Source organism: Psychroserpens ponticola (genome assembly GCF_023556315.2).
Lineage (GTDB): Bacteria > Bacteroidota > Bacteroidia > Flavobacteriales > Flavobacteriaceae > Psychroserpens > Psychroserpens ponticola.
The window spans coordinates 1,228,120-1,248,248 of record NZ_CP116221.1; the positions used below are offsets into that span (position 1 = coordinate 1,228,120).

At 33.0% G+C, this 20,129-nt stretch carries 20 protein-coding genes; 3 read left to right on the top strand and 17 right to left on the bottom strand.

Going from position 1 to position 20,129, the window contains the following annotated elements; translation table 11 throughout:
- Positions 1–70 precede the first annotated feature (70 nt).
- A complete protein-coding gene (locus tag MUN68_RS05450; RefSeq protein WP_249995654.1) occupies positions 71–2,389 on the top strand; it encodes an ATP-dependent helicase in 2,319 nt (772 codons plus the stop codon).
- On the opposite strand, the gene MUN68_RS05455 is transcribed toward MUN68_RS05450, so the two are convergent.
- From MUN68_RS05455 to MUN68_RS05465, 3 genes are read right to left on the bottom strand one after another with little or no spacing between them, the layout of a single operon-like run.
- A complete protein-coding gene (locus tag MUN68_RS05455) occupies positions 2,390–3,358 on the bottom strand; it encodes a glycogen-binding domain-containing protein (RefSeq protein ID WP_249995655.1) in 969 nt (322 codons plus the stop codon). It lies immediately after the preceding gene.
- On the bottom strand, positions 3,355–4,314 hold the full coding sequence (locus tag MUN68_RS05460) for a retropepsin-like domain-containing protein (protein WP_249995656.1): 960 nt from the start codon (positions 4,312–4,314) through the stop codon (positions 3,355–3,357). The genes MUN68_RS05455 and MUN68_RS05460 overlap by 4 nt, the downstream gene beginning before the upstream one ends.
- Before the next feature lie 39 nt (positions 4,315–4,353).
- Positions 4,354–5,214 carry an alpha/beta hydrolase gene (locus MUN68_RS05465; protein WP_249995657.1) on the bottom strand — a complete coding sequence of 287 codons (861 nt, stop codon included), beginning with the start codon at positions 5,212–5,214 and terminating at the stop codon, positions 4,354–4,356.
- A 130-nt stretch (positions 5,215–5,344) separates the two neighbouring features.
- Between MUN68_RS05465 and MUN68_RS05470 the strand changes: the two genes are divergently transcribed.
- Complete coding sequence (locus MUN68_RS05470; RefSeq protein WP_249995658.1) at positions 5,345–5,965, top strand: L-threonylcarbamoyladenylate synthase; 621 nt, start codon at positions 5,345–5,347, stop codon at positions 5,963–5,965.
- A 59-nt stretch (positions 5,966–6,024) separates the two neighbouring features.
- On the opposite strand, the gene MUN68_RS05475 is transcribed toward MUN68_RS05470, so the two are convergent.
- The 3 genes from MUN68_RS05475 to MUN68_RS05485 all read right to left on the bottom strand — a co-directional run bounded on the left by MUN68_RS05475 (position 6,025) and on the right by MUN68_RS05485 (position 8,473).
- Positions 6,025–6,882: an OmpA/MotB family protein gene (locus MUN68_RS05475; RefSeq protein ID WP_249995659.1), complete on the bottom strand. Its 858-nt coding sequence runs from the start codon at positions 6,880–6,882 to the stop codon at positions 6,025–6,027.
- Between the two features lie 101 nt (positions 6,883–6,983).
- Positions 6,984–7,964 carry a glycosyltransferase family 2 protein gene (locus MUN68_RS05480; protein WP_249995779.1) on the bottom strand — a complete coding sequence of 327 codons (981 nt, stop codon included), beginning with the start codon at positions 7,962–7,964 and terminating at the stop codon, positions 6,984–6,986.
- Positions 7,965–8,026: 62 nt separating this feature from the next.
- Positions 8,027–8,473 carry a type I restriction enzyme HsdR N-terminal domain-containing protein gene (locus MUN68_RS05485; RefSeq protein WP_249995780.1) on the bottom strand — a complete coding sequence of 149 codons (447 nt, stop codon included), beginning with the start codon at positions 8,471–8,473 and terminating at the stop codon, positions 8,027–8,029.
- A 105-nt stretch (positions 8,474–8,578) separates the two neighbouring features.
- Here MUN68_RS05485 and holA point away from each other — a divergent pair, with 105 nt between their 5' ends.
- Positions 8,579–9,583 (top strand): DNA polymerase III subunit delta, encoded by a 1,005-nt coding sequence (gene holA / locus MUN68_RS05490; protein WP_249995660.1) that lies wholly within the window; start codon positions 8,579–8,581, stop codon positions 9,581–9,583.
- A gap of 5 nt (positions 9,584–9,588) precedes the next feature.
- On the opposite strand, the gene MUN68_RS05495 is transcribed toward holA, so the two are convergent.
- The 11 genes from MUN68_RS05495 to MUN68_RS05545 form a co-directional block, all read right to left on the bottom strand.
- Positions 9,589–9,939 (bottom strand): VOC family protein, encoded by a 351-nt coding sequence (locus MUN68_RS05495; RefSeq protein WP_249995661.1) that lies wholly within the window; start codon positions 9,937–9,939, stop codon positions 9,589–9,591.
- A gap of 2 nt (positions 9,940–9,941) precedes the next feature.
- Positions 9,942–10,808: a hypothetical protein gene (locus MUN68_RS05500; RefSeq protein WP_249995662.1), complete on the bottom strand. Its 867-nt coding sequence runs from the start codon at positions 10,806–10,808 to the stop codon at positions 9,942–9,944.
- Between the two features lie 3 nt (positions 10,809–10,811).
- Positions 10,812–12,248, bottom strand: a complete 1,437-nt coding sequence (locus MUN68_RS05505) for an MBOAT family O-acyltransferase (RefSeq protein WP_249995663.1) — start codon at positions 12,246–12,248, stop codon at positions 10,812–10,814.
- Positions 12,249–12,292: 44 nt separating this feature from the next.
- On the bottom strand, positions 12,293–12,661 hold the full coding sequence (locus MUN68_RS05510) for a DUF2200 domain-containing protein (protein ID WP_249995664.1): 369 nt from the start codon (positions 12,659–12,661) through the stop codon (positions 12,293–12,295).
- A 6-nt stretch (positions 12,662–12,667) separates the two neighbouring features.
- Positions 12,668–13,408, bottom strand: a complete 741-nt coding sequence (locus tag MUN68_RS05515) for a type ISP restriction/modification enzyme (RefSeq protein ID WP_317134791.1) — start codon at positions 13,406–13,408, stop codon at positions 12,668–12,670.
- 33 nt (positions 13,409–13,441) lie between these two features.
- Positions 13,442–13,921: a hypothetical protein gene (locus tag MUN68_RS05520; RefSeq protein ID WP_249995665.1), complete on the bottom strand. Its 480-nt coding sequence runs from the start codon at positions 13,919–13,921 to the stop codon at positions 13,442–13,444.
- Positions 13,918–14,181 (bottom strand): DUF202 domain-containing protein, encoded by a 264-nt coding sequence (locus tag MUN68_RS05525; protein ID WP_249995666.1) that lies wholly within the window; start codon positions 14,179–14,181, stop codon positions 13,918–13,920. The genes MUN68_RS05520 and MUN68_RS05525 overlap by 4 nt, the downstream gene beginning before the upstream one ends.
- 4 nt (positions 14,182–14,185) lie before the next feature.
- Positions 14,186–15,790: a class I SAM-dependent methyltransferase gene (locus MUN68_RS05530; RefSeq protein ID WP_249995667.1), complete on the bottom strand. Its 1,605-nt coding sequence runs from the start codon at positions 15,788–15,790 to the stop codon at positions 14,186–14,188.
- Positions 15,791–15,879: 89 nt separating this feature from the next.
- The gene (gene ppk2 / locus MUN68_RS05535) at positions 15,880–16,695 is read right to left on the bottom strand and encodes a polyphosphate kinase 2 (protein WP_394357643.1); all 816 of its coding nucleotides are present in this window, start codon (positions 16,693–16,695) and stop codon (positions 15,880–15,882) included.
- A 5-nt stretch (positions 16,696–16,700) separates the two neighbouring features.
- Positions 16,701–17,555: a polyphosphate kinase 2 gene (gene ppk2 / locus MUN68_RS05540; RefSeq protein ID WP_249995669.1), complete on the bottom strand. Its 855-nt coding sequence runs from the start codon at positions 17,553–17,555 to the stop codon at positions 16,701–16,703.
- Between the two features lie 137 nt (positions 17,556–17,692).
- Positions 17,693–20,104, bottom strand: coding sequence for an alpha-ketoacid dehydrogenase subunit alpha/beta (locus tag MUN68_RS05545; RefSeq protein ID WP_249995670.1), 2,412 nt, complete (start codon positions 20,102–20,104; stop codon positions 17,693–17,695).
- Positions 20,105–20,129: the final 25 nt, after the last annotated feature.

Genomic DNA, 20,129 nt, shown 5'->3' on the forward strand with positions numbered 1-20,129 from the left:
TTATTGATAAAAGCACTACACAAAACCTAAAGCAAATAGTTATTTTTATCATTCTAAAAATGATAATGTATTGGAAAAATATTTAAGTCAGCTAAATGAAGCACAATTAGCACCAACTATACAAAAGGATGGTCCTATGATTGTAATCGCTGGAGCTGGTTCTGGAAAAACACGAGTACTGACTTATAGGATTGCGTATTTAATGAGTCAAGGAGTAGATTCATTTAATATTCTGGCTTTAACGTTTACCAATAAAGCTGCAAAAGAAATGAAAGGCAGAATTGCAGATATCGTTGGTGATGGTGAAGCCAAAAACCTTTGGATGGGAACATTTCACTCAGTATTTGCTAAAATTTTGAGGTTTGAAGGTCATCATCTAGGATTTCCAAGTAATTTTACTATTTACGATACACAAGATTCTCAAAAGTTATTAGGCTCAATCATTAAAGAAATGGGCTTAGATAAAGATATTTATAAAACCAAGCAGGTTTACAATAGGATTTCTTCTTATAAAAACAACCTTGTTACTGTAAAGGCATATTTAAAGAATTCTGAACTCAAGGAAGCAGATATTGCAGCAAGACGACCTCGAATGGGAGAAATCTATCAAAATTATGTGGATCGCTGTTTTAAAGCAGGAGCTATGGATTTTGATGATTTACTGCTAAGAACAAACGAGTTATTAACGCGTTTTCCAAATGTTTTAGCACAATACCAGAATAAGTTTAGATATATTTTAGTAGATGAGTATCAAGATACAAACCATTCGCAATATTTAATTGTGAGAGCCTTGTCTGATCGTTTTCAAAATATATGTGTAGTAGGTGATGATGCACAAAGTATTTATGCCTTCCGTGGCGCTAACATTAATAATATTTTAAATTTTCAAAAGGATTACGATGATGTAAATGTATATAGACTTGAGCAAAACTATCGTTCAACCAAAAATATTGTAGGTGCTGCAAACTCTGTTATAGAACACAATAAAACGAAATTAGATAAAATTGTTTGGACAGCTAACACCGAAGGTGAAAAAGTAAAAGTGAATCGTTTAATGACTGATGGAGACGAAGGTCGTTTTGTAGCGAGTTCTATTTTTGAGAATAAAATGCAACATCAATTGCCTAATAGTGATTTTGCGGTGTTATATAGAACGAATTCGCAATCTCGTGCTATTGAAGATGCACTTCGGAAGCGAGATGTTCCTTACCGTATTTATGGTGGACTTTCATTTTATCAAAGAAAAGAGATTAAAGATGTTACAGCTTATCTACGTTTAATATTAAATCCAGCAGATGAAGAAGCTTTAAAGCGTGTGATTAATTATCCTGCTCGTGGTATAGGACAAACCACTGTAGATCGATTAGTAGTTGCTGCTAATGGTTTCGGAAGGACTATTTTTGAAGTGCTACAGAATATTGATAAAATAGACATCAATATTAATAATGGTACAAAAAACAAACTCAAAGATTTTGTAACGCTTATTGATAGTTTTCAGGTTATGAATCAAACAGCAAATGCTTTTGAGTTAACTGAACATGTTACTAAATCTACAGGCTTAATTAGAGAAGTAAATAAAGAAGGAACACCAGAAGGTCAAGTGCGTTTAGACAATGTTGAAGAATTATTAAATGCGATCAAAGATTTTGTGGAAGGGCAAATTGAACTTGCAGATGCAGGCGATTCTTTAGCAGAGTTTTTAGAAGATGTTGCTTTGGCTACCGATTTAGATGCGGATAAAGGAAATCCCGATCATGTTGCTTTAATGACCATTCACATGGCTAAAGGATTGGAGTTTTCGTATGTGTATATTGTTGGTATGGAAGAAGATTTGTTTCCAAGTGCCATGAGTATGAATACTAGAAGTGAGTTAGAGGAGGAGCGACGTTTGTTCTATGTCGCGTTGACTAGAGCTGAAAAACAGGCTTATTTAACGTATACATTATCTCGTTATCGTTGGGGAAAATTGATTGATGCAGAACCTAGTCGATTTATTGAAGAAATAGATGATCAATTTGTAGAAGTATTAACACCTATTAATGAGCCACGACAAAATCCGATGCTATCTGCTGATATTTTTGGAGATATTGAACCTAGTCAGATTCGGTTTAAAAAACCTATAAAACGAAAAAAAGAAGCTAAACCTGCAAAATTTGTTGCACCAAAAAACCTGAAACCAGTTTCTAAATCTTCTAATACTAATGATAATACAAATTTATTTGATGATAAATTAGCAGTTGGGAATTTTGTAGAACATGCACGTTTTGGAAAAGGGGAAGTTTTAAAAATAGAAGGTAAAGGACCAGATGTGAAAGCCGAAATAAATTTTGAAGTTGGAGGTGTGAAGAAGTTATTACTTCGCTTTGCTAAATTAGATGTATTAGGTTAATTACTTAATCATACAAACTGAATTGACATTTCCTTCGCCATCATATTCTTTCACAGAATTGTCTGGATCAAGAATCCAATTTCCATCTATTATAAATTTATAATGATGTTTGCCAGCAGCTAAAGGCAATCGGTATTTCCAATATCCATTTTTAGTCTTAGTCATTTCTAGATTGTTTTCATTCCAATCATTAAATGATCCTGAAAGGATAACGCTTTTAGCATCTTGATAGCCTTTTAGTAGAAATGTTTCGTATTTTCCAACGTTAATTCTAGAGTTGAATTCATAAAATTCATTTCTAACCTTATCAGGATTTGAAGGGTCTTCCATCCAAATTCCATCTACAATAAATCGGTATTCATAATTGCCAGGTTTCATCTGAACTTTTAATTCCCAGCCTTTTTCAATTTTATACATTTTAAATAAATGCTCATCCCATTTATTGAAAGAACCAGCGACAATTACGTGTTCTGCATCTTTATAACCTCTTAATCTAAAGCGTACATTTCCATTTTTGCTTGGATAGGCTTTGGCATACATTTTTAGGTTGTAAACATGCAAGTGTGCACCATTTTTATCGATAGCGTCAACTGTGTTTGGAGCATTTTTATTGGGTTCTGCCCAATACTCATTATTAACTATAAATTTAAATTGCCATGTAAATTCTCCTTCAAACTTGTTAAGCGGTTTTCTTAATTGATAAGTGTTTTTATCAATTTTGGTCATTTGCCAATCGTACTTTGACCAATTATTGAATTCCCCAGAAACTACGACATTTTCAACAGTTAAGTCATCGAAACTAATTCTGTTTCCAGCTTGATCGTGTGATAAGGTTTCATAATCTGATCTAAGAAAAGTAAATACAACTTCATCATCTTCAATAGTGTATCCTTTTTGGTTTTGAGCAAATACAGAAGACATCGCGATAACGAAGAAGAGAATAAATGTATATAAAGACTTTAATTTCATTGCTTGTATAGAGGATTCTTTACAAAGTAAAGCTTTTCTTTTTTATAATTGATAATTGTACGCTGTTGCCTAAAAAACTCATAACCTAAAACGCCATCCAACTTTGTTCCAAATGCATTATTCATTTGATTGAGGTTGGTTAAGATGGTATGCATTGGTCCATAATAAATCGTTTTCGTTAGTTTAACACGATACAATTTTCCTGCCAAAACTTCAATTTTTTGTCCGCTAGCTCCAATTAATTGCAGGCGTCGTTTTGGAAAAAACTGTTTTAAAGCGACTTTATCAATTTTTTTGTTGAGTTGGTTGTATTCGGCAGCTGTATCTAATCCAAATTTTAATATTTTGCCATTTACATTTGCTTTAATAACAATCGTGTGATTTTTTAGTTTAAAATCGACACTGTCAATTATTTTTTCTAAGTAAACTGAATCGTCAAGTTTATCACCTTCGTTATTTATTTTAGAGAGCGTTATTTGGTTAAGGTGCATGTCGATAAAGATTTCAAAATCTTTCAATATATCATAACCAATAATACCTAAGAGATGCATTTTTTTACTGGATTCAATATGAGATAAATCAATCACATCAGACAGTTTATTTTGAATTATTAAATCTTTAATGATGAATTCTTTTAATCGTTTTTCTAACGGATTGTCTATGAAATCAAAAATGCCAGTGGTTTGTTTAGGTGTGTTTAAATTTGAATGGTAACCTTTAAAGTGATTCTTATTAAGGATTAATGATTCTGAACCAGTATCAATAATAAAGTTTCCTTTCTGATCTAGAAGTTGAGCTTCAATCACAATAAGGTGATCTACAAGTTGAAAAGGAATTCGGGTTGTATTACTTGTTAAAAATTCGGCTTGAGGAAACGACAGTACATTGTATGATTCTTTACTAAAACCGACAAAAGGAAGTAAACAAAATAATAATATGTAGAAAGTCTTCCGCATAATATATAGACGGAATAATCAATGAATTGTTACAGTGTTTTATTCTAAATGAGTTTCAGTAAACAATTTCAATTTAGTCCATGTATCTAATAAATTTAATCCAACCCAACCATGTCCTTCATTTTCGTAAAATGTAAATTCATGTGGAATGTCTAATATTTCTAATTGAGCATTCATGTCATTACCTTGAGATGATGGCACTAATGGATCTTGCCCTCCATAAAAGAGTATCGTAGGAGGTGCTGAAGCGGTTACTTGATAAAGTGGGCTAGAGTTTTCTAGATATTCGTTAGTAAGATCATCACCAAAAATTTCAAAAACCGGATCATAAATTGGGTTCTCTGTATATTCCGGATCAGCCAAATTGGTTGGTCCAACAATACTACAAACCATTTTTACATCATTATCTGTGTCTAAGGAATAGCTCCAAAGCAATGCTAAATGTCCTCCAGCGCTTACACCTATTATGCCAAAATCATTAGAAATGGTATAAGTATTCTGATTGGCTTTCAAAAAATTAATTACTGAAGTAATATCGTTGGTTTGCATTGGTAACGGTAAATTGTCTTGATCTGCAAGCCTGTAATTCATATTTACAATGGCGACATCTGGAAGTTCTTGAAGCGAAATATCCTTATATGGATTCATATCTGTTTTGTCTCCAGAAACCCAGCTTCCACCATGGATTAAAATCATAACTTTAGTGTTTGAAGTCCTGCCAGAAGGCAAATAAATATCAAAAACTTGATTGCTATCAGTTCCATAAGACACATTTAGTTCTTGTCTAAAATCTAAAGTTTGATCTTGAGGATCATTGTCTGTTGACGATTCATCATCTGTGCAAGCAACAAAACCAATTGTAAGAAAAAGAAAAAGAAATGTCTGTTTAATTGTTTTCATAGGTTTATTATTTTCAAAGGCTAGATGCAGTTTGTTATAAATGTTTTCGTTTACGATAATATATTTAATATGCTCGTGTCATATTGAAATAATTAATTACTTTGTACAGTATAAAGCAATATACATTTTTATGGCTGAATTAATTCGAATATACGAGGAGAATCCTAATCCTAAAGCGATTAGAAAGGTTGTTGATGTGTTAAAACGTGGTGGATTAATTATTTATCCTACAGATACGGTTTACGGTTTGGGTTGTGACATTACTAATATAAAGGCTTTAGAAAAAATTGCAAGAATTAAAGGCGTGAAATTGGAGAAGTCTAATTTTTCATTTATCTGTCACGATTTAAGCAATTTAAGTGATTACGTAAAACAGATAGATACTACGACGTTTAAAATATTAAAACGAGCACTTCCAGGTGCTTATACATTTATACTACCTGGTTCTAAAAGCTTGCCACATCCTTTTAAAAAGAGAAAAACTGTTGGGATTCGTGTGCCAGATAATAAAATTGCGTTAGATATAGTTCAACAACTCGGTCATCCAATTGTCTCTACGTCTATTCATGACGAAGATGAAATTATAGAATATACGACAGATCCTGAGTTAATATTAGAAAAATGGGACAGCCTTGTAGACATAGTTATTAATGGAGGTTATGGTGATAATGAAGCATCTACTGTTATTGATTTATCTGAAGATGAACCTGTGATTTTAAGAGAAGGAAAAGGAAGTTTAGAGATTTTTTAAAGCATAAAAAAAGCCCAATCTTTCGATTGAGCTTCTTCATCTATTATGGTACTACTGAATTAGTTGCCAGCAGATAAATTTTTCATTTCTTCTTCAACCATTTCGTAGAATTGGTCAATTTTTGGTAATACAACAATTCGTGTACGTCTGTTTTTTGCTCTATTTTCAGCAGTATCATTATCTACTAAAGGCACGTAATGGCTACGACCAGCAGCAATTAATTGTTGTGGATTTACTTTAAGTTCTTCGAGAACTCTAACTACAGATGTTGCACGCTTCACGCTTAAATCCCAGTTGTCAATCAACACACCTTTAGAATACGATTTGCTATCTGTGTGTGATTCAACCATAGCTTCAAAGTTTGGTTTACTGTTGATTACAGCAGCAACTTTTGCTAAAACATCTTTAGCTTTATCGGTTACATTATAACTACCACTCTTAAATAATAATTTATCAGCAATAGAAATAAATACAACACCTTTTTCTACGTTAACTTCAATATCTGGATCGTCAATACCAACCGCTTTTTTCAAGCTAGACACAATTGCTAAGGTTACACTATCCTTTTTTGTTAATGCATCTTGAAGTCTTGATATTTTTAAATCTTTTTCCTTCATGCTTTCTAGCGATTTCTCTAGGTTTTCAGCACCTTTTTGAGTCAATGTTGTTAAGTTTCCTTTGGTGTCAATTAAATCTTGATTTGATTTTCGCAAATCTGCTAATTGATCTTTCATAGTTTCAACACGAGCTTCAGCAGCAGCTCTATCAGATAAACAACTGTTTAATTTTACAGTTGCAGAATTTAATAAGTCTTGAGTTTCTTTTTGTCTTTTTTCAAGCGCCAAATGTTCTTTCTTAGATACACATGATGTTAAAATAAACATTGCTGCAACACTAAATAGCATTAATTTTCTCATAATAAAGTTTAATAATTAGTTGTTATTAACATACCAAAATTAGAGAAAAGAAAACACCTTAGACTCTACTTTAACTAAACTTTTAACAGTTTTATGAACAATTAATAGGTATGACGTTTTCTTATGAAGTACGACCAAACAATTGATTTGGTTGCGTAGTAGTGTTTTTTCTTTGGAAGTTGTTTGCGTTGTTTTAATAGGCGACTTAGGTTCGCATAAAAATTAAAATGCGCTTTAATAATCGCTAGAATGTGTCCGAATTTTAAACCAAATAGAAATTTTAAACTAGCAATGCCATCTAAAACTAATCTTATAAAAATAATTCCGAAGAGGAAACCATCTGCATTTTTAGTAATAGTAAACAAGCTATTTCTAAAGTTGAGGTATGTTTTTTTCGGATGTAAAGCATTAAGTGTTGCGCCTCCAACGTGATAAACTGTAGATGCACCAACATATTTTGTAATGTGGCCTGTATTGAACGCTCTCCAACACAAATCGATTTCTTCAAAATGTGCAAAATAAGATTCATCAAATCCATTTAAGGATTCAAATGTTGATTTTCGTATAAATAAGCAAGCTCCTGAGGCCCAAAAAATTGTTTTGATATCGTCGTATTGACCTTTGTCTTCTTCTATGGTGTCAAAAATTCGTCCTCTACAAAATGGATAGGCATACTTGTCAATAAAACCACCAGCAGCTCCAGCATATTCAAAGTGAGATGTTTTTTTGAAGTCTAAAATTTTAGGTTGAATAATCGCCGTTTTTGAATGTGATTGAAATTCTTCAATAATAGGAGAGAGCCAATTTTTCGTCACCTCTATATCACTATTCAGCAAACAAAACACATCTGCTTCAATATGTTTTAAAGCATCGTTATAGCCTTTGGCATAACCTCCATTGGTGCGATTTTGAATGATACGAACTTGTGGAAACTGTTGTTTTAAGAATGCTATAGAATCATCTGTCGATGCATTATCTGCCACATAAATATCTGCTTCTTGCGAATGTATAATTACCGTAGGCACAAACTGCTCAAGCAATTGCTTTCCATTCCAATTTAATATGACAACAGCTAGTTTCAGTATAATTGTTTATTTATTAAGTTGTAAAGTCGTTTAGTTTGTTCATTAGATTTATAGTTTCTCTAATTACTATAAGATGGAATATCTTTTAAAAACTCATAACGCTCGCTCTCAAAATCCATCACACAATAATAATGATTAATTCCGTTAGTAACCATCAAATAACTGGCTTTTAAAGTTAAATTGTATCTCGCAATCTGGTCAAATGTAGTTTGATCTATTTTGATTTTATGCGATTTGCATTCTACGATAAGATGAATGCTTCCGTCAGGATTAAACACCACAATATCATAGCGTTTTGTTAAACCATTAACTTTGAGTTCTTTTTCAACATTTATTAATGATTTTGGATAGTTTTTATGCTGAATTAAATACTGAACGCAGTGTTGACGAACCCATTCTTCTGGTTGTAAAATGATGAATTTTTTACGAATCTCATCGAAAATAGAAACTTTATTTTCGTTACTTTTGAAACGGAATTCAAACTTTGGAAAGTTGAGTTCGTGCATATAAATAAGTTCAGTTTTTTTCAAAGTTAACTTACAATACACAAATACCAAAAGCCAAACGCTTTTTTTGGAATTTGAATCTATAAATTTGGAATTTTTCACACATTGGAAGACGTAAAGCAAATTGTTGCAGACATAAAAAAAGGTCAGATTAAACCCATTTATTTTTTAATGGGAGAGGAGCCTTATTATATTGATGCCATTTCAGATTATATTGAAAATAATGTCCTTGCGGAAGAAGAAAAAGGCTTTAACCAAATGGTGTTGTATGGTCGTGATGTTGCTGTAGATGAGATTGTGAGTAATGCGAAACGTTATCCAATGATGGCAGAGCGTCAAGTCGTTATTGTAAAGGAAGCTCAAGATTTATCGCGTACGATTGAAAAATTGGCTAGCTATGTCGAGCATCCACAACCAACTACAGTTTTAGTGATAAATTATAAATATAAAACGCTCGACAAGCGTAAAACCTTATACAAAACTTTAAAAAAGGCAGGTGTCATTTTTGAAAGTAAGAAGCTGTATGAAAATAAGGTTGCAGATTGGATTCGTCGTGTGCTTTCCGGACAAAATTATACGATTTCACCTAAGGCCTCACAAATGTTAGTTGAGTTTTTAGGGAATGATTTAAGTAAAATTAATAACGAGTTAGGAAAACTTAAGATTGTACTTCCAGAAGGTACACAAATAACAGCTGAACATATTGAAGAGAATATTGGTATCAGTAAAGATTATAATAATTTTGAATTGCGTAAAGCTATTGGAGAACGTAACAGTTTGAAGGCATTTAAAATTGTGAATTATTTTGCTAATAACCCAAAAGATAATCCTATGGTTGTTACAGTTTCGTTGCTGTTTGGTTTCTTTTCGCAGTTATTACAGTTTCATGGCTTGAATGATAAAAATCCAAGAAACGTAGCGTCTGCATTAAAAATCAATCCGTATTTTGTTAATGAATACGTGTCTGCAGCTCGAAATTTTCCAATGCGAAAAGTGAGTGGTATTGTGTCAATACTTCGTGAGTTTGATGTTAAAAGCAAAGGTGTTAATTCTAACGCAGTTCCTCAAGGTGATTTGTTAAAGGAGCTTTTGGTTAAGATCTTATCTTAAATAAATTAAGCTTTAGTTTCACACCATACAGCTAATTCGTTTCCAGAAGGATCTAAAAACTGAAAACGTTTTCCGCCAGGAAATGAAAAGATATCGACAGAAATTTCACCACCAAGAGTTATGATTTTTTGTTTGATTTCTTCTAAATTCTCATAATGCAAAACAATTAAAGCTCCATTTGTGATCCTGTCATCAGTTTTTTCAAAACCTCCAGAAATACCACTGTCTGCAAATGAAGTATAGGTTGGACCATAATCTGTAAAGGTCCAATTAAAAGCAGAAGTATAAAATGCTTTTATTTGTTCTAAGTCGTTAGTTTTAAACTCGATGTAGTTAATGTGGATGTTTTTTGTCATGATTACTTTGAGGTTTTATGATCAGCTAGTTTGTTATTTAAATAGGCTTCAATGATTTGATCTCCTTTTGTATTTAAATGGTCAGCATCTTTAAAGCAAGAGGCATCAATTTGATGATTTAAAAGAACATTCAAATCAAAATTGGTCACATCAAATGTTTGTAATAACTCAGAATGCTTTTTTTTCACTTTCTCTGGAACATGTTTGTAATAATACCTGGTTACAGGTGTGTTGATCAGAATTATGGTACAATTATTTTTTTTGAGTTCTGCAATAAGCAATGTTATGTACTTAAGCTGAATTTCATCTGATGCCTTGTAATCTTGGCTATAATGTTTTTCTAAGGTTTTATTGAATAGTAATGTGTCTTTGCCAATAGACGCTGTATTTATTCGTAATTCTTTATTGCTTAATTTGTTAAGATTCAATAATTTTTTTTTCGAAACAATATCTGATGCTTCTTTTTTACGTATCCAATCATAGTTGTAAGATGTTCCTAAAAGATTATAGCCGTTAAGTTCGTCATTAATCAATGGAATCCAACCTTCTTTTATTGAGGTTCTATTAAATCGGTTTTCATAAGATTTCGACAAATTATGGAATCCAAAAGAAATGATGACTGTTTTATTTTTGATTTGTTCTTCAAAGGTTTTAGCAAAATTATAATGCAATATATAAGGTGCACCAGATAGCGAATAATTAAATGCGTTATTTAAATTTAGACTAACCGTGTGGCTATCTCCTAAAATAATGACATCGCTGCTTTTGATGGTGTCTTTTAAGTTTTGCTTCAGAAGTACAAAACTTAGTAGAAAAGCAAAGCCTCCAAAGCAGATAAAAATTAGTGTTTTAATTAAAAATCTTTTCATAAACTAGAACTGAAAATATATAAATTCTTGTTCTCTATTGCCAAACCAAAATATAGCAAATATAATAATGTAATAAAACGCATACCTCAAAGGCCATTTCCATTTTTGCCCTAAATGAGCAATAGCATACTGTTCTGTTCTACCAATCCATTCAGTGATACAAAATAGAACTATGATAAGCATTATATTGGTTGGTCTAATTTCAGGTATTGAAAAAAGCGATTTTGAAGCTATTGATGAGATGTAATTTATTGCGTGACTCATGCTTTCAGCCCTAAAAAATATCCAAGCAAAAACGGTCATTCCAAATGTTAATGCCATGGAACAAATCTCTTTAAACGAAGGTAAGAGCTTTCCATTTGCAACAATATCGATATGTTTTCTATTGTTTTTTGTGAGTAATAGCGGAAGAAAATAAAGGGCATTTAAAGTTCCCCAAACAATAAATGTCCAATTGGCTCCATGCCAAAAACCACTAACGATAAAAATGATAAATACATTTCTAATCCGATTCCAAGTATTGCCTTTGCTACCACCTAATGGAATGTATAAATAATCTCTAAACCAAGTAGAAAGCGACATGTGCCAACGTCGCCAAAATTCAGCAATATCCCTTGAAAAGTAAGGTGTGGCAAAATTTTGTTTTAAGTCAAAACCAAACAAACGCGATGTTCCAATGGCTATATCTGAGTATCCTGAAAAATCACCATAAATTTGAAACGTAAAAAACAAAGCTCCTAAAACTAAGGTGCTTCCAGAATATTCCGAAGAATTATTGAAAATAATATTTGCAAAATGCGCACAATTATCTGCAATGACAATCTTTTTAAATAAACCCCAAAGTATTTGTTTTAATCCATCAACAGCTTTTGAATACTCAAAATGGCGTTTCACGAAAAACTGAGGTAATAAATGGGTTGCGCGCTCAATTGGTCCAGCAACTAACTGAGGAAAGAAACTCACAAATGCTGTAAATGCAATAAGATCTTCGGTTGGTTGCAGTTTCCGTTTATAAACATCAATGGTGTAACTCAAAGTTTGAAACGTATAAAAGCTAATTCCAACAGGTAAAATGATGTTTAATGAATTGGCATGTAGTTCAGTTCCAAAAAATGAAAAGGCGGTGATAAAGTTGTCGAGAAAGAAATTATAATATTTAAAAAAGCCTAAAAACCCTAAATTCACGATGATGCTTGTCCATAGTAACATTTTTCTTTTGGTAAGATTGGCTTCATTTTTTAATGCCCTTCCAACAGAATAATCAACAAGCGTACTGAAAATGATTAAGGACAAAAATCGCCAGTCCCACCATGCATAAAAGACATAACTAGCTACAACAATTAATACATTCTGTAGCTTCAGGTTTTTGTGAGCAACAAACCAATATAAAAAAAACACTATCGGTAAAAAAACCGCAAAGTCTAATGAATTAAAAAGCATTTATATGTTTATCTATTTATTTATGCAATTACTATTTAGGTGACTTATTTACGAACACGCATGATTTTATCTATTTTACGACCTTTTGCTAATTCATCAACAAGTTTATCCATATATCGCACTTGTCTGGTTATGGTATTTGTAATCTCTTCTATTCGATAACCACAAACAACACCTTTAATGAGGTCTACATTTGGGTGTAATGTAGCGCTTTGAAAAAATTGTTCAAAGGTCGTTTTGCTTTCAATAATCTCATTTAATTTTTTTTCATCAAAACCCGTTAACCAAGTAATGACTTGATGTAACTCTGCTTTGGTTCTGCCATTTCTTTCAATTCTGGCAAGATAATGAGGATATACAGATGCAAATGTCATGTTTGCAACTCGCTCATCGTGATGGCTTGTATCTTTCATAGGTTTTTATTCAATGGTTATGTTGTCAATAGCGTTCATAATTCGGTGTGTTTCTGAAAGAGCAACGATGATGTTTTGATAATGCAAGATGTCTTCAAAAGTCAAGGTACTATCTTTTCGGTCTTTGAGCCATTTTTGTGCTGGTTGGTAACCACCAATGTAAAATTCCCAAGCTACTTGTGGTACGTTATCGAAATATTGTATGTCGTTTATCCAAACTTTGCCAAATGTATTATGGTGAGATGTTTCACTTTGTTCTGAAAGACCGTTTTCGACGTGATCATGTTCATCAGTTCGAGTTGAGGCTTTAGTCGAAGTTTCGATAAAGGCTTCAAAACCAATGCTATTCTTACTCATTTTACGTGTCACCACATTATCTCCAACTTCTGGGTAAGTTGCCAAATTATGATCTGTTTTAAGCTGTTCTAACAGGTGAATTTGGCGTAGTTCACCTCCCAATTTTACCAATTCCCAAAAGGTGTTTTGGTCTTTTGGATAAGGCACTCTGGGAAAATCTATTTTTAAAAATTCTTTATATGTTTCTCTGTAGGTTGGCGAATGTAAAACCGCATAGATGTAATCTAAAAGATCTATAGGAGCAAAACTCGTTTTATAATCGGCTCTAAGTTCTGTGTTATTGGCAAAACACACATTGCCTGCTGTGGTTTGTTCTGGCACAAAGGTTAAACCTAATGCTTTTGCAATATCGTTTACAATGGTTTCGTTGAGGTTGGGCTTGCGATACATTTAATTCAATATAATTTAAAGTTTCAATTTCATTTACAAATAGCCTAATGCTTCAATTTCTAAACCAAAATCGTATTGCAAATCTTCGTGCATGGCTGAAACTAATTTTTCTGCCAAAGTGAGTTGCCTGTTATAGATGTTAACTAATGTGACATTGTTTCTAATGTTTGGTTTAAAGTCTTTTAGTTGCATACAGAAGTAGAGTAGTAGTTCGGCTTCAGTCTCTTTTTTTAAAGAATAACGAGCAAACTTTTTGATGTTTCGTAAAATCTTTCGAACACTCTTTTTAATGTAAAAATAACTGTTGGTATTGATGAGTTCAAACTGTGCGTCCACTTCTGCTTTTACAGTTTCGATATAGCCAGATTCGTCATGCGCTTCAAACAGTAAATAGGTGAGAAGCTCTTTGTTTTCTTTCTTAAATTTTGAGAGACGTAAACACAGTTGCATCAGCTCATCAGTAGAACGATGTTGCAACTCTTTTTTGATGGTAACTACAGAAACTGCTTTCAAATTTTATAATGTTTTCTAATGGTTTGTTTCACTCTAAGAAGTCTGATGATACCAATAATAAGAATGATTGGTGACATGACTAATAAGGCAATTCCGAAGGGTTTTAAATCTGAAAAGAATTCAATTTTAAGAACCGTAAGTCCTGTGCCAAGAAATACAACAAATGTTCTAAAGTAAGCCAAAAAAGTGCGTTCGTTGGCTAATTTTGTACGTTCAATAGCCAACCAATCTCTAGTGACTAATGTATTTGGTTCACTCATGACTTTAATTCCCTTTTAAAAGGTTGACACTTACCGTTGCTAAATCGCTATCAGGAAATCTTGAAAAATAATTTGGATCTGGATGCAAGCCAGCTTCTTGAGCCACTTTATTAAACACATCTACTTCTAAAATGTATTGGTCGCTGTAACCATGTGTTGCATCGTAAGCGGTTGCAGCAGTTTTTCCGATGTTTTGCGCTACTAATTTCGGACTAACTGTATGTAATTCTATCATGAGCAATCCGAAACGCTCTACATAAGGTTTCCATTTTGTTAAATGTTCTAACAGAGAATCTTCTACCAAATTATTGCTTAATCGTTTGCCAAGACTCGCATAAGCACCAGACGAATGACTAACTCTATTTGTTTCTGTTTTTGGAGCTTCCCAAATGCGGTTATGATCTAAAAAAGTTCTAACGTTTAGTAAATCTTTGAGTTCAATATTGTAATCGTCCTTTAGATCTTTAGCCAGTACATCAGGTCGTCCAATATCTCCCCAAATTACTTTGGCCCAAATGTCAGCTTTTATCAAATTAGCTCTGGTTACTTTTAGTGCAGCTTGATTAAAATCAGCTCCAACTAATAATAAAGGATGTTCGTCGAGCATTTTTCCACGTTCGGTTTGGTATTCAATCACATCAAAAATATGCTGAATAAAAGCGCCATTTCCGCAGCCCATATCCAAAATACCTTTTGGCTGATCATCAATGGGTTTGTTGAATAATTTAATAATGACCTGATCGATCACCTTAAAATAAGTAGAATGTGCACCACCACTTCCCCAAACATTCATTTCGCGATGGACGTGTTTTTCAGTTTCATCAGGTGAATTGGTTTTTAAAACACTTGCATTTCCGAAGATCAAATCCTCTAAATGAATAAAAGTTGGAATATAGGAAACAGTTACACCATAGGCACTTGCACGTTTGGCAAAAAATAAACCTTCATTAGTAAATTGATAGGTGTTTTTCTTTTTATTGAACCATCCTAAATGCGAAAAGAAGTCCAATATCTTTTTAAAACTTTCCGGGTTTTTGTGATATTCTTCCGCAGTAAAAGACGCTTCCATGAAATATTTATGGAATAAACCATTCATTCCTAATCGCACAATAATAGGCGCAATGATGGCACCTTCAATATGCTTTAAGATTTGATATTCAACAGAAGTCTCATCAGAAACGTTCATGCCATATTTTGCCTCGAAGGCTGTAAAGACTTTATCTAAGATATTAAAAGCATCAATTCCTATGGGTTCGTTTGATAATTTAACGGTGTATTTTAACAGATTCACAGCATCTTCATAATGCGGAACTAATTCAAACGCATGTACACTTAAGTCATTAGTTTCATAAGAAATTGAATTGGTTTTATTGTCCAAATGCTGTATCAACCAACCTTGAGACGATAAAATTCGTAAGGCAACATTGAGGTAACCTTCATTAGCTTTAAACTCTGATGTTAAAGCCTCTAATGACACTTGTTTATGTTCTAATAAATAGGCTAAAACTCCTTTTTTGTGAAGTGTAAAAGCAGAAGTTGCAGTTGCAATACCATCAAGATGTCTAAAAATGGAGCCTCTTAATTTCTGTTTGTCTTGTTTTGAAAGCATAGTTGGTCTGTTTTTCATAAATATAAAAAATCCATCACAAGCGCGATGGATTTTTATAATAAAAAATGTATTTAATGACGGTTTTTAATTTATTCATTCAAAATTGAGCGCAACGTTTTATGTCTTATCGTTTCTATATCTTTTACTTCGTATGGAATTTGTTTTAGGATATATTCAAAAGCCGTAATTCTGGCACTTGTTTTTCTATTGGCTTTAATGACTTTCCAAGGAGCATGCTTTTGAGTTTTCTCGAACATGGTTTCTTTATATCGTGTGTATTCATCCCAAAGTGACAACGCTCTTTTATCTACATCACTATATTTCCACTTTTTAATTGTTGAACTAATTATGTCTTTAAAACGACGTTCTTGTTCTTTTTTTGTGATTGAGAAATAGAGTTTGAGTAAATAAATTCCAGAATCTTGAATCATTTTTTCAAATTCATTGACTTGTCCCATAAAGATGTCATATTCCTTTTTAGTGCAAAACTCATTAACGGGTTCAACAACAGCTCTGTTGTACCAACTTCTATCAAAAAACACGATTTCACCATTATTTGGTAAGCGGTTAATATACCGTTGAAAATACCATTGACCAATTTCAGTTTCATTCGGTTTTGGTAATGCTACAACACGAATTGCACGAGGAGGTAAGTGTTGAATAATGCGTCTGATTGCTCCTCCTTTTCCAGCAGCATCACGACCTTCAAAAAGGAGGACTACTTTCTTATTGTTTTTAGCAACCCATTGTTGAAGAATCAGCATTTCTTCTTGAAGCTTTTCAAGGCGTTTTTCATACTTCACATTTTGAATGGCTTTATCTGTGTCTAAACGGTTTTGACGTAATAGTGCTTCAATTCCTTTTTTTGAATTTAGTATGTTTAAATCTTTTTCTGTCATCATAATTAGGTCTATTGGTCTAGTTGAACTGTGTTTCTGAAATAACGTTGAACGATGTTTGGATCTGGTAATATGCTTTTACAGCTATTGCCTTTATTGTCATAATCGAATAAGCTTAGTACATATTTAATACTTTCTAGTCGTGCTTGTTTCTTGTCGTTAGATTTGATAACAACCCAAGGAGAGAAGGAGTTATGAGTACGAGAAAACATTTGATTTTTGTAAACCGTAAAATCATCCCAAAGTTCTTGACCTTTTTCGTCAACTGGACTAAATTTCCATTTTTTTAGTGGATTTTTTAATCGTTTTTCAAAGCGACGTTGTTGTTCGTCTTTAGATACCGAAAACCAAAATTTAATAATGGTTGTGCCAGATTCGTATAGCATGTTTTCAAATTCAGGAACCTGAATCATAAACTGGTTATATTGTTGTTTGGTGCAAAATCCCATTACAGGTTCTACAACAGCTCGGTTGTACCAGCTTCTATCAAAAAACACAATTTCACCTGCGTTTGGTAATTCTTTAATATATCTGTTGAAATACCACTGATTTTTTTCAACTTCTGTGGGTTTGTTTAAGGCTACAATTCGCATTGCTCTTGGATTGAGGTGTTCTTTGAACCTTTTTATTGTACCACCTTTACCAGATGCATCTCTACCTTCAAAAATTATGGCAATTTTCTTGTTTTCTTTTTGAACCCAACGCTGGAAATCTACTAATTCAGCTTGAAGAGGAAGTAATTCCTGTTCGTATTTGTGCTTTTCTAAAGCTGACGCATAATTAGGATTGTCAGTTTTTTGAGCGTTTAAGTATGTAATTAAATCTGATTTGGTTTTAAAAGAATTTAGAAGGTCTTCTGTGAGCATAAATTAAAATTTTGTTTTAAAAAATAAATTTATGAAAACCTAAATAATTATTTTATGACTAATGTCATTTAGGAAAGAGTATTATTAAAAAAACCTTTCAATAATATGAAAGGTTTTGATATTCTATATGATATAAATTATCTTAATTTAGGATAATCATTTGGATTTGCTTCATGCATGACATCGTAAATGGCTTCGAAAATATCTTCCGCAGAAGGTTTCGAAAAATAGTCTCCATCAGTGCCATAAGCTGGACGATGAGGCTGTGCAGTTAATGTTTTAGGCTGACCATCGAGATGTTGAAATGCGCTTTGTGTATTTATAATTTCATTTAAAATATAAGCAGATGCACCACCAGGAACATCTTCATCGATGACCATAAGTCGATTGGTTTTAGCTACACTTTTTACAATATCATGGTTGATATCTAAAGGAAGTAAAGACTGAATATCAATGACTTCAGCATCAACACCAACTTCTATCAATTCTTTTGCGACTTGCTCAACAATTCTTAGTGTAGAACCATAAGATACCAATGTAATATCTGAACCTTCTTTTATAGTTTCTACAACACCAATTGGTGTTTTAAACTGACCAATATTATTTGGCATTGTTTCTTTTAAACGGTATCCATTTAAGCATTCAATAATAAGTGCAGGCTCATCACTTTCTAAAAGAGTATTGTAAAATCCTGCTGCTTTTGTCATATTTCTAGGCACCAAAACATGAATGCCTCTGATAAGGTTAATAATACCTCCTAGTTGAGAGCCAGAATGCCAAATGCCTTCAAGTCTATGACCACGAGTTCTTACAATTAATGGTGCTTTTTGTTTGCCTTGCGTTCTATATTGAAGTGTGGCCAAATCATCACTCATGATTTGTAATGCATACAAAATGTAATCTAAATATTGTATTTCGGCAATTGGTCTTAAGCCACGCATTGCCATACCAATCCCTTGTCCGAGAATAGTCGCTTCACGTATTCCAGCATCAGAAACTCTAAGTTCGCCATATTTTTCTTGAAGTCCTTCTAATCCTTGATTGACATCTCCAATATTTCCAGCATCTTCACCAAACACTAAAGCTTGAGGATAGTTGCCAAAAATTGCATCAAAATTATCTCTTAATACGAGTCTGCCATCTACTTGTTCAGCATTGTTATCGTAAGTTGGTAATACTTCTTTGATGTTAGTCGCAGCATGTTTTGAAGTACTGTGTAAATGCGAGCTGTATTTAGGTTGGTTGGATGTCATATAAGAACTAATCCAAGCTTGAATATTATCTTTTTCGATAGCATCTTCAGAAATCACATATCGTAAGCCTTTTCTAACTGCAGAAGCGATATCTTTTCTAACAGGTTCGTCAATGCTTTTGAGCTGTTCTACAATTTTATTGATAAATACTTTATTACTACTAGATTCAGAAAGCTCAGAAAGTAAACGTATAGCTTCCTGTTGTTCGTCTTTAATTGGATTCAAATAAGTGTTCCAAGCTGCCTTTTTGCCTTCACGAACGTTTTTTTTAATGGTTTTATTTAAAACATCAAGTTCATCTTGAGTTGCGATATTATTGCTAATCATCCACTTTCGCATTTGTACAATGCAATCAAACTCTTCTTCCCAATCTAAACGTTCTCTACTTTTATAACGTTCATGAGAACCAGACGTTGAATGACCTTGAGGTTGTGTCAATTCTACAACATGTAACATAACCGGAACATGCTCAGTACGTGCAATGTATTCTGCTTTTTGGTAGGTTTCTATTAACGCAGGATAATCCCAACCGTTAACTTTAAGCAGTTCGTAACCTTTATGATCTTCATCTCTTTGAAATCCTTTTAAGATTTCTGAGATATCTTCTTTAGTCGTTTGGTATTTGGCATGAACAGAAATTCCATATTCATCATCCCAAATATTAATAACCATTGGAACTTGTAAAACACCAGCAGCATTTATGGTCTCAAAAAATAAACCTTCACTTGTACTTGCATTACCAATAGTTCCCCAAGCAATTTCATTTCCTTTTTTAGAAAACTTAGTGGTATCAATGCTCTCAACATTTCTATATATTTTGGAAGCTTGTGCCAATCCTAAAAGGCGAGGCATCTGACCAGCAGTAGGAGAGATGTCTGCACTTGAGTTTTTTTGTTCCGTTAGGTTTTTCCAATTGCCATTCTCATCTAAACTGTGTGTACCATAATGTCCTCCCATTTGACGACCTGCAGACATGGGTTCAGATTTGATATCTGAAGTACCATACAAGCCAGCAAAAAATTGCTCAATAGTTAATTGACCAATAGCCATCATAAACGTTTGATCTCTGTAGTATCCAGATCTAAAATCTCCATTTTTAAAGACTTTAGCCCAAGCAAGTTGAGGGATTTCTTTACCATCACCGAAAATGCCAAATTTAGCCTTGCCAGTTAATACTTCACGTCGACCTAACAAACTACATTCTCTACTAGTTACAGCAATTTTATAGTCGTTTAGAACTTGAGATTTGAAGTCTTCAAAAGTTAAATCGGTTTTTGTATTAGAGTCGGTTTGCATAGCCATTTAATATATGTTACAAATT

Coding starts and splice junctions, on each gene's coding strand:
- MUN68_RS05515 (WP_317134791.1), bottom strand. CDS start 13,408: ATGTATCGCAAGCCCAACCTCAACGAAACCATTGTAAACGATATTGCA.
- MUN68_RS05475 (WP_249995659.1), bottom strand. CDS start 6,882: ATGAGAAAATTAATGCTATTTAGTGTTGCAGCAATGTTTATTTTAACA.
- MUN68_RS05465 (WP_249995657.1), bottom strand. CDS start 5,214: ATGAAAACAATTAAACAGACATTTCTTTTTCTTTTTCTTACAATTGGT.
- MUN68_RS05525 (WP_249995666.1), bottom strand. CDS start 14,181: ATGAGTGAACCAAATACATTAGTCACTAGAGATTGGTTGGCTATTGAA.
- MUN68_RS05545 (WP_249995670.1), bottom strand. CDS start 20,104: ATGCAAACCGACTCTAATACAAAAACCGATTTAACTTTTGAAGACTTC.
- MUN68_RS05510 (WP_249995664.1), bottom strand. CDS start 12,661: ATGAAAGATACAAGCCATCACGATGAGCGAGTTGCAAACATGACATTT.
- MUN68_RS05495 (WP_249995661.1), bottom strand. CDS start 9,939: ATGACAAAAAACATCCACATTAACTACATCGAGTTTAAAACTAACGAC.
- MUN68_RS05460 (WP_249995656.1), bottom strand. CDS start 4,314: ATGCGGAAGACTTTCTACATATTATTATTTTGTTTACTTCCTTTTGTC.
- ppk2 (WP_249995669.1), bottom strand. CDS start 17,555: ATGCTCACAGAAGACCTTCTAAATTCTTTTAAAACCAAATCAGATTTA.
- MUN68_RS05470 (WP_249995658.1), top strand. CDS start 5,345: ATGGCTGAATTAATTCGAATATACGAGGAGAATCCTAATCCTAAAGCG.
- MUN68_RS05505 (WP_249995663.1), bottom strand. CDS start 12,248: ATGCTTTTTAATTCATTAGACTTTGCGGTTTTTTTACCGATAGTGTTT.
- MUN68_RS05500 (WP_249995662.1), bottom strand. CDS start 10,808: ATGAAAAGATTTTTAATTAAAACACTAATTTTTATCTGCTTTGGAGGC.
- MUN68_RS05485 (WP_249995780.1), bottom strand. CDS start 8,473: ATGCACGAACTCAACTTTCCAAAGTTTGAATTCCGTTTCAAAAGTAAC.
- MUN68_RS05530 (WP_249995667.1), bottom strand. CDS start 15,790: ATGCTTTCAAAACAAGACAAACAGAAATTAAGAGGCTCCATTTTTAGA.
- MUN68_RS05455 (WP_249995655.1), bottom strand. CDS start 3,358: ATGAAATTAAAGTCTTTATATACATTTATTCTCTTCTTCGTTATCGCG.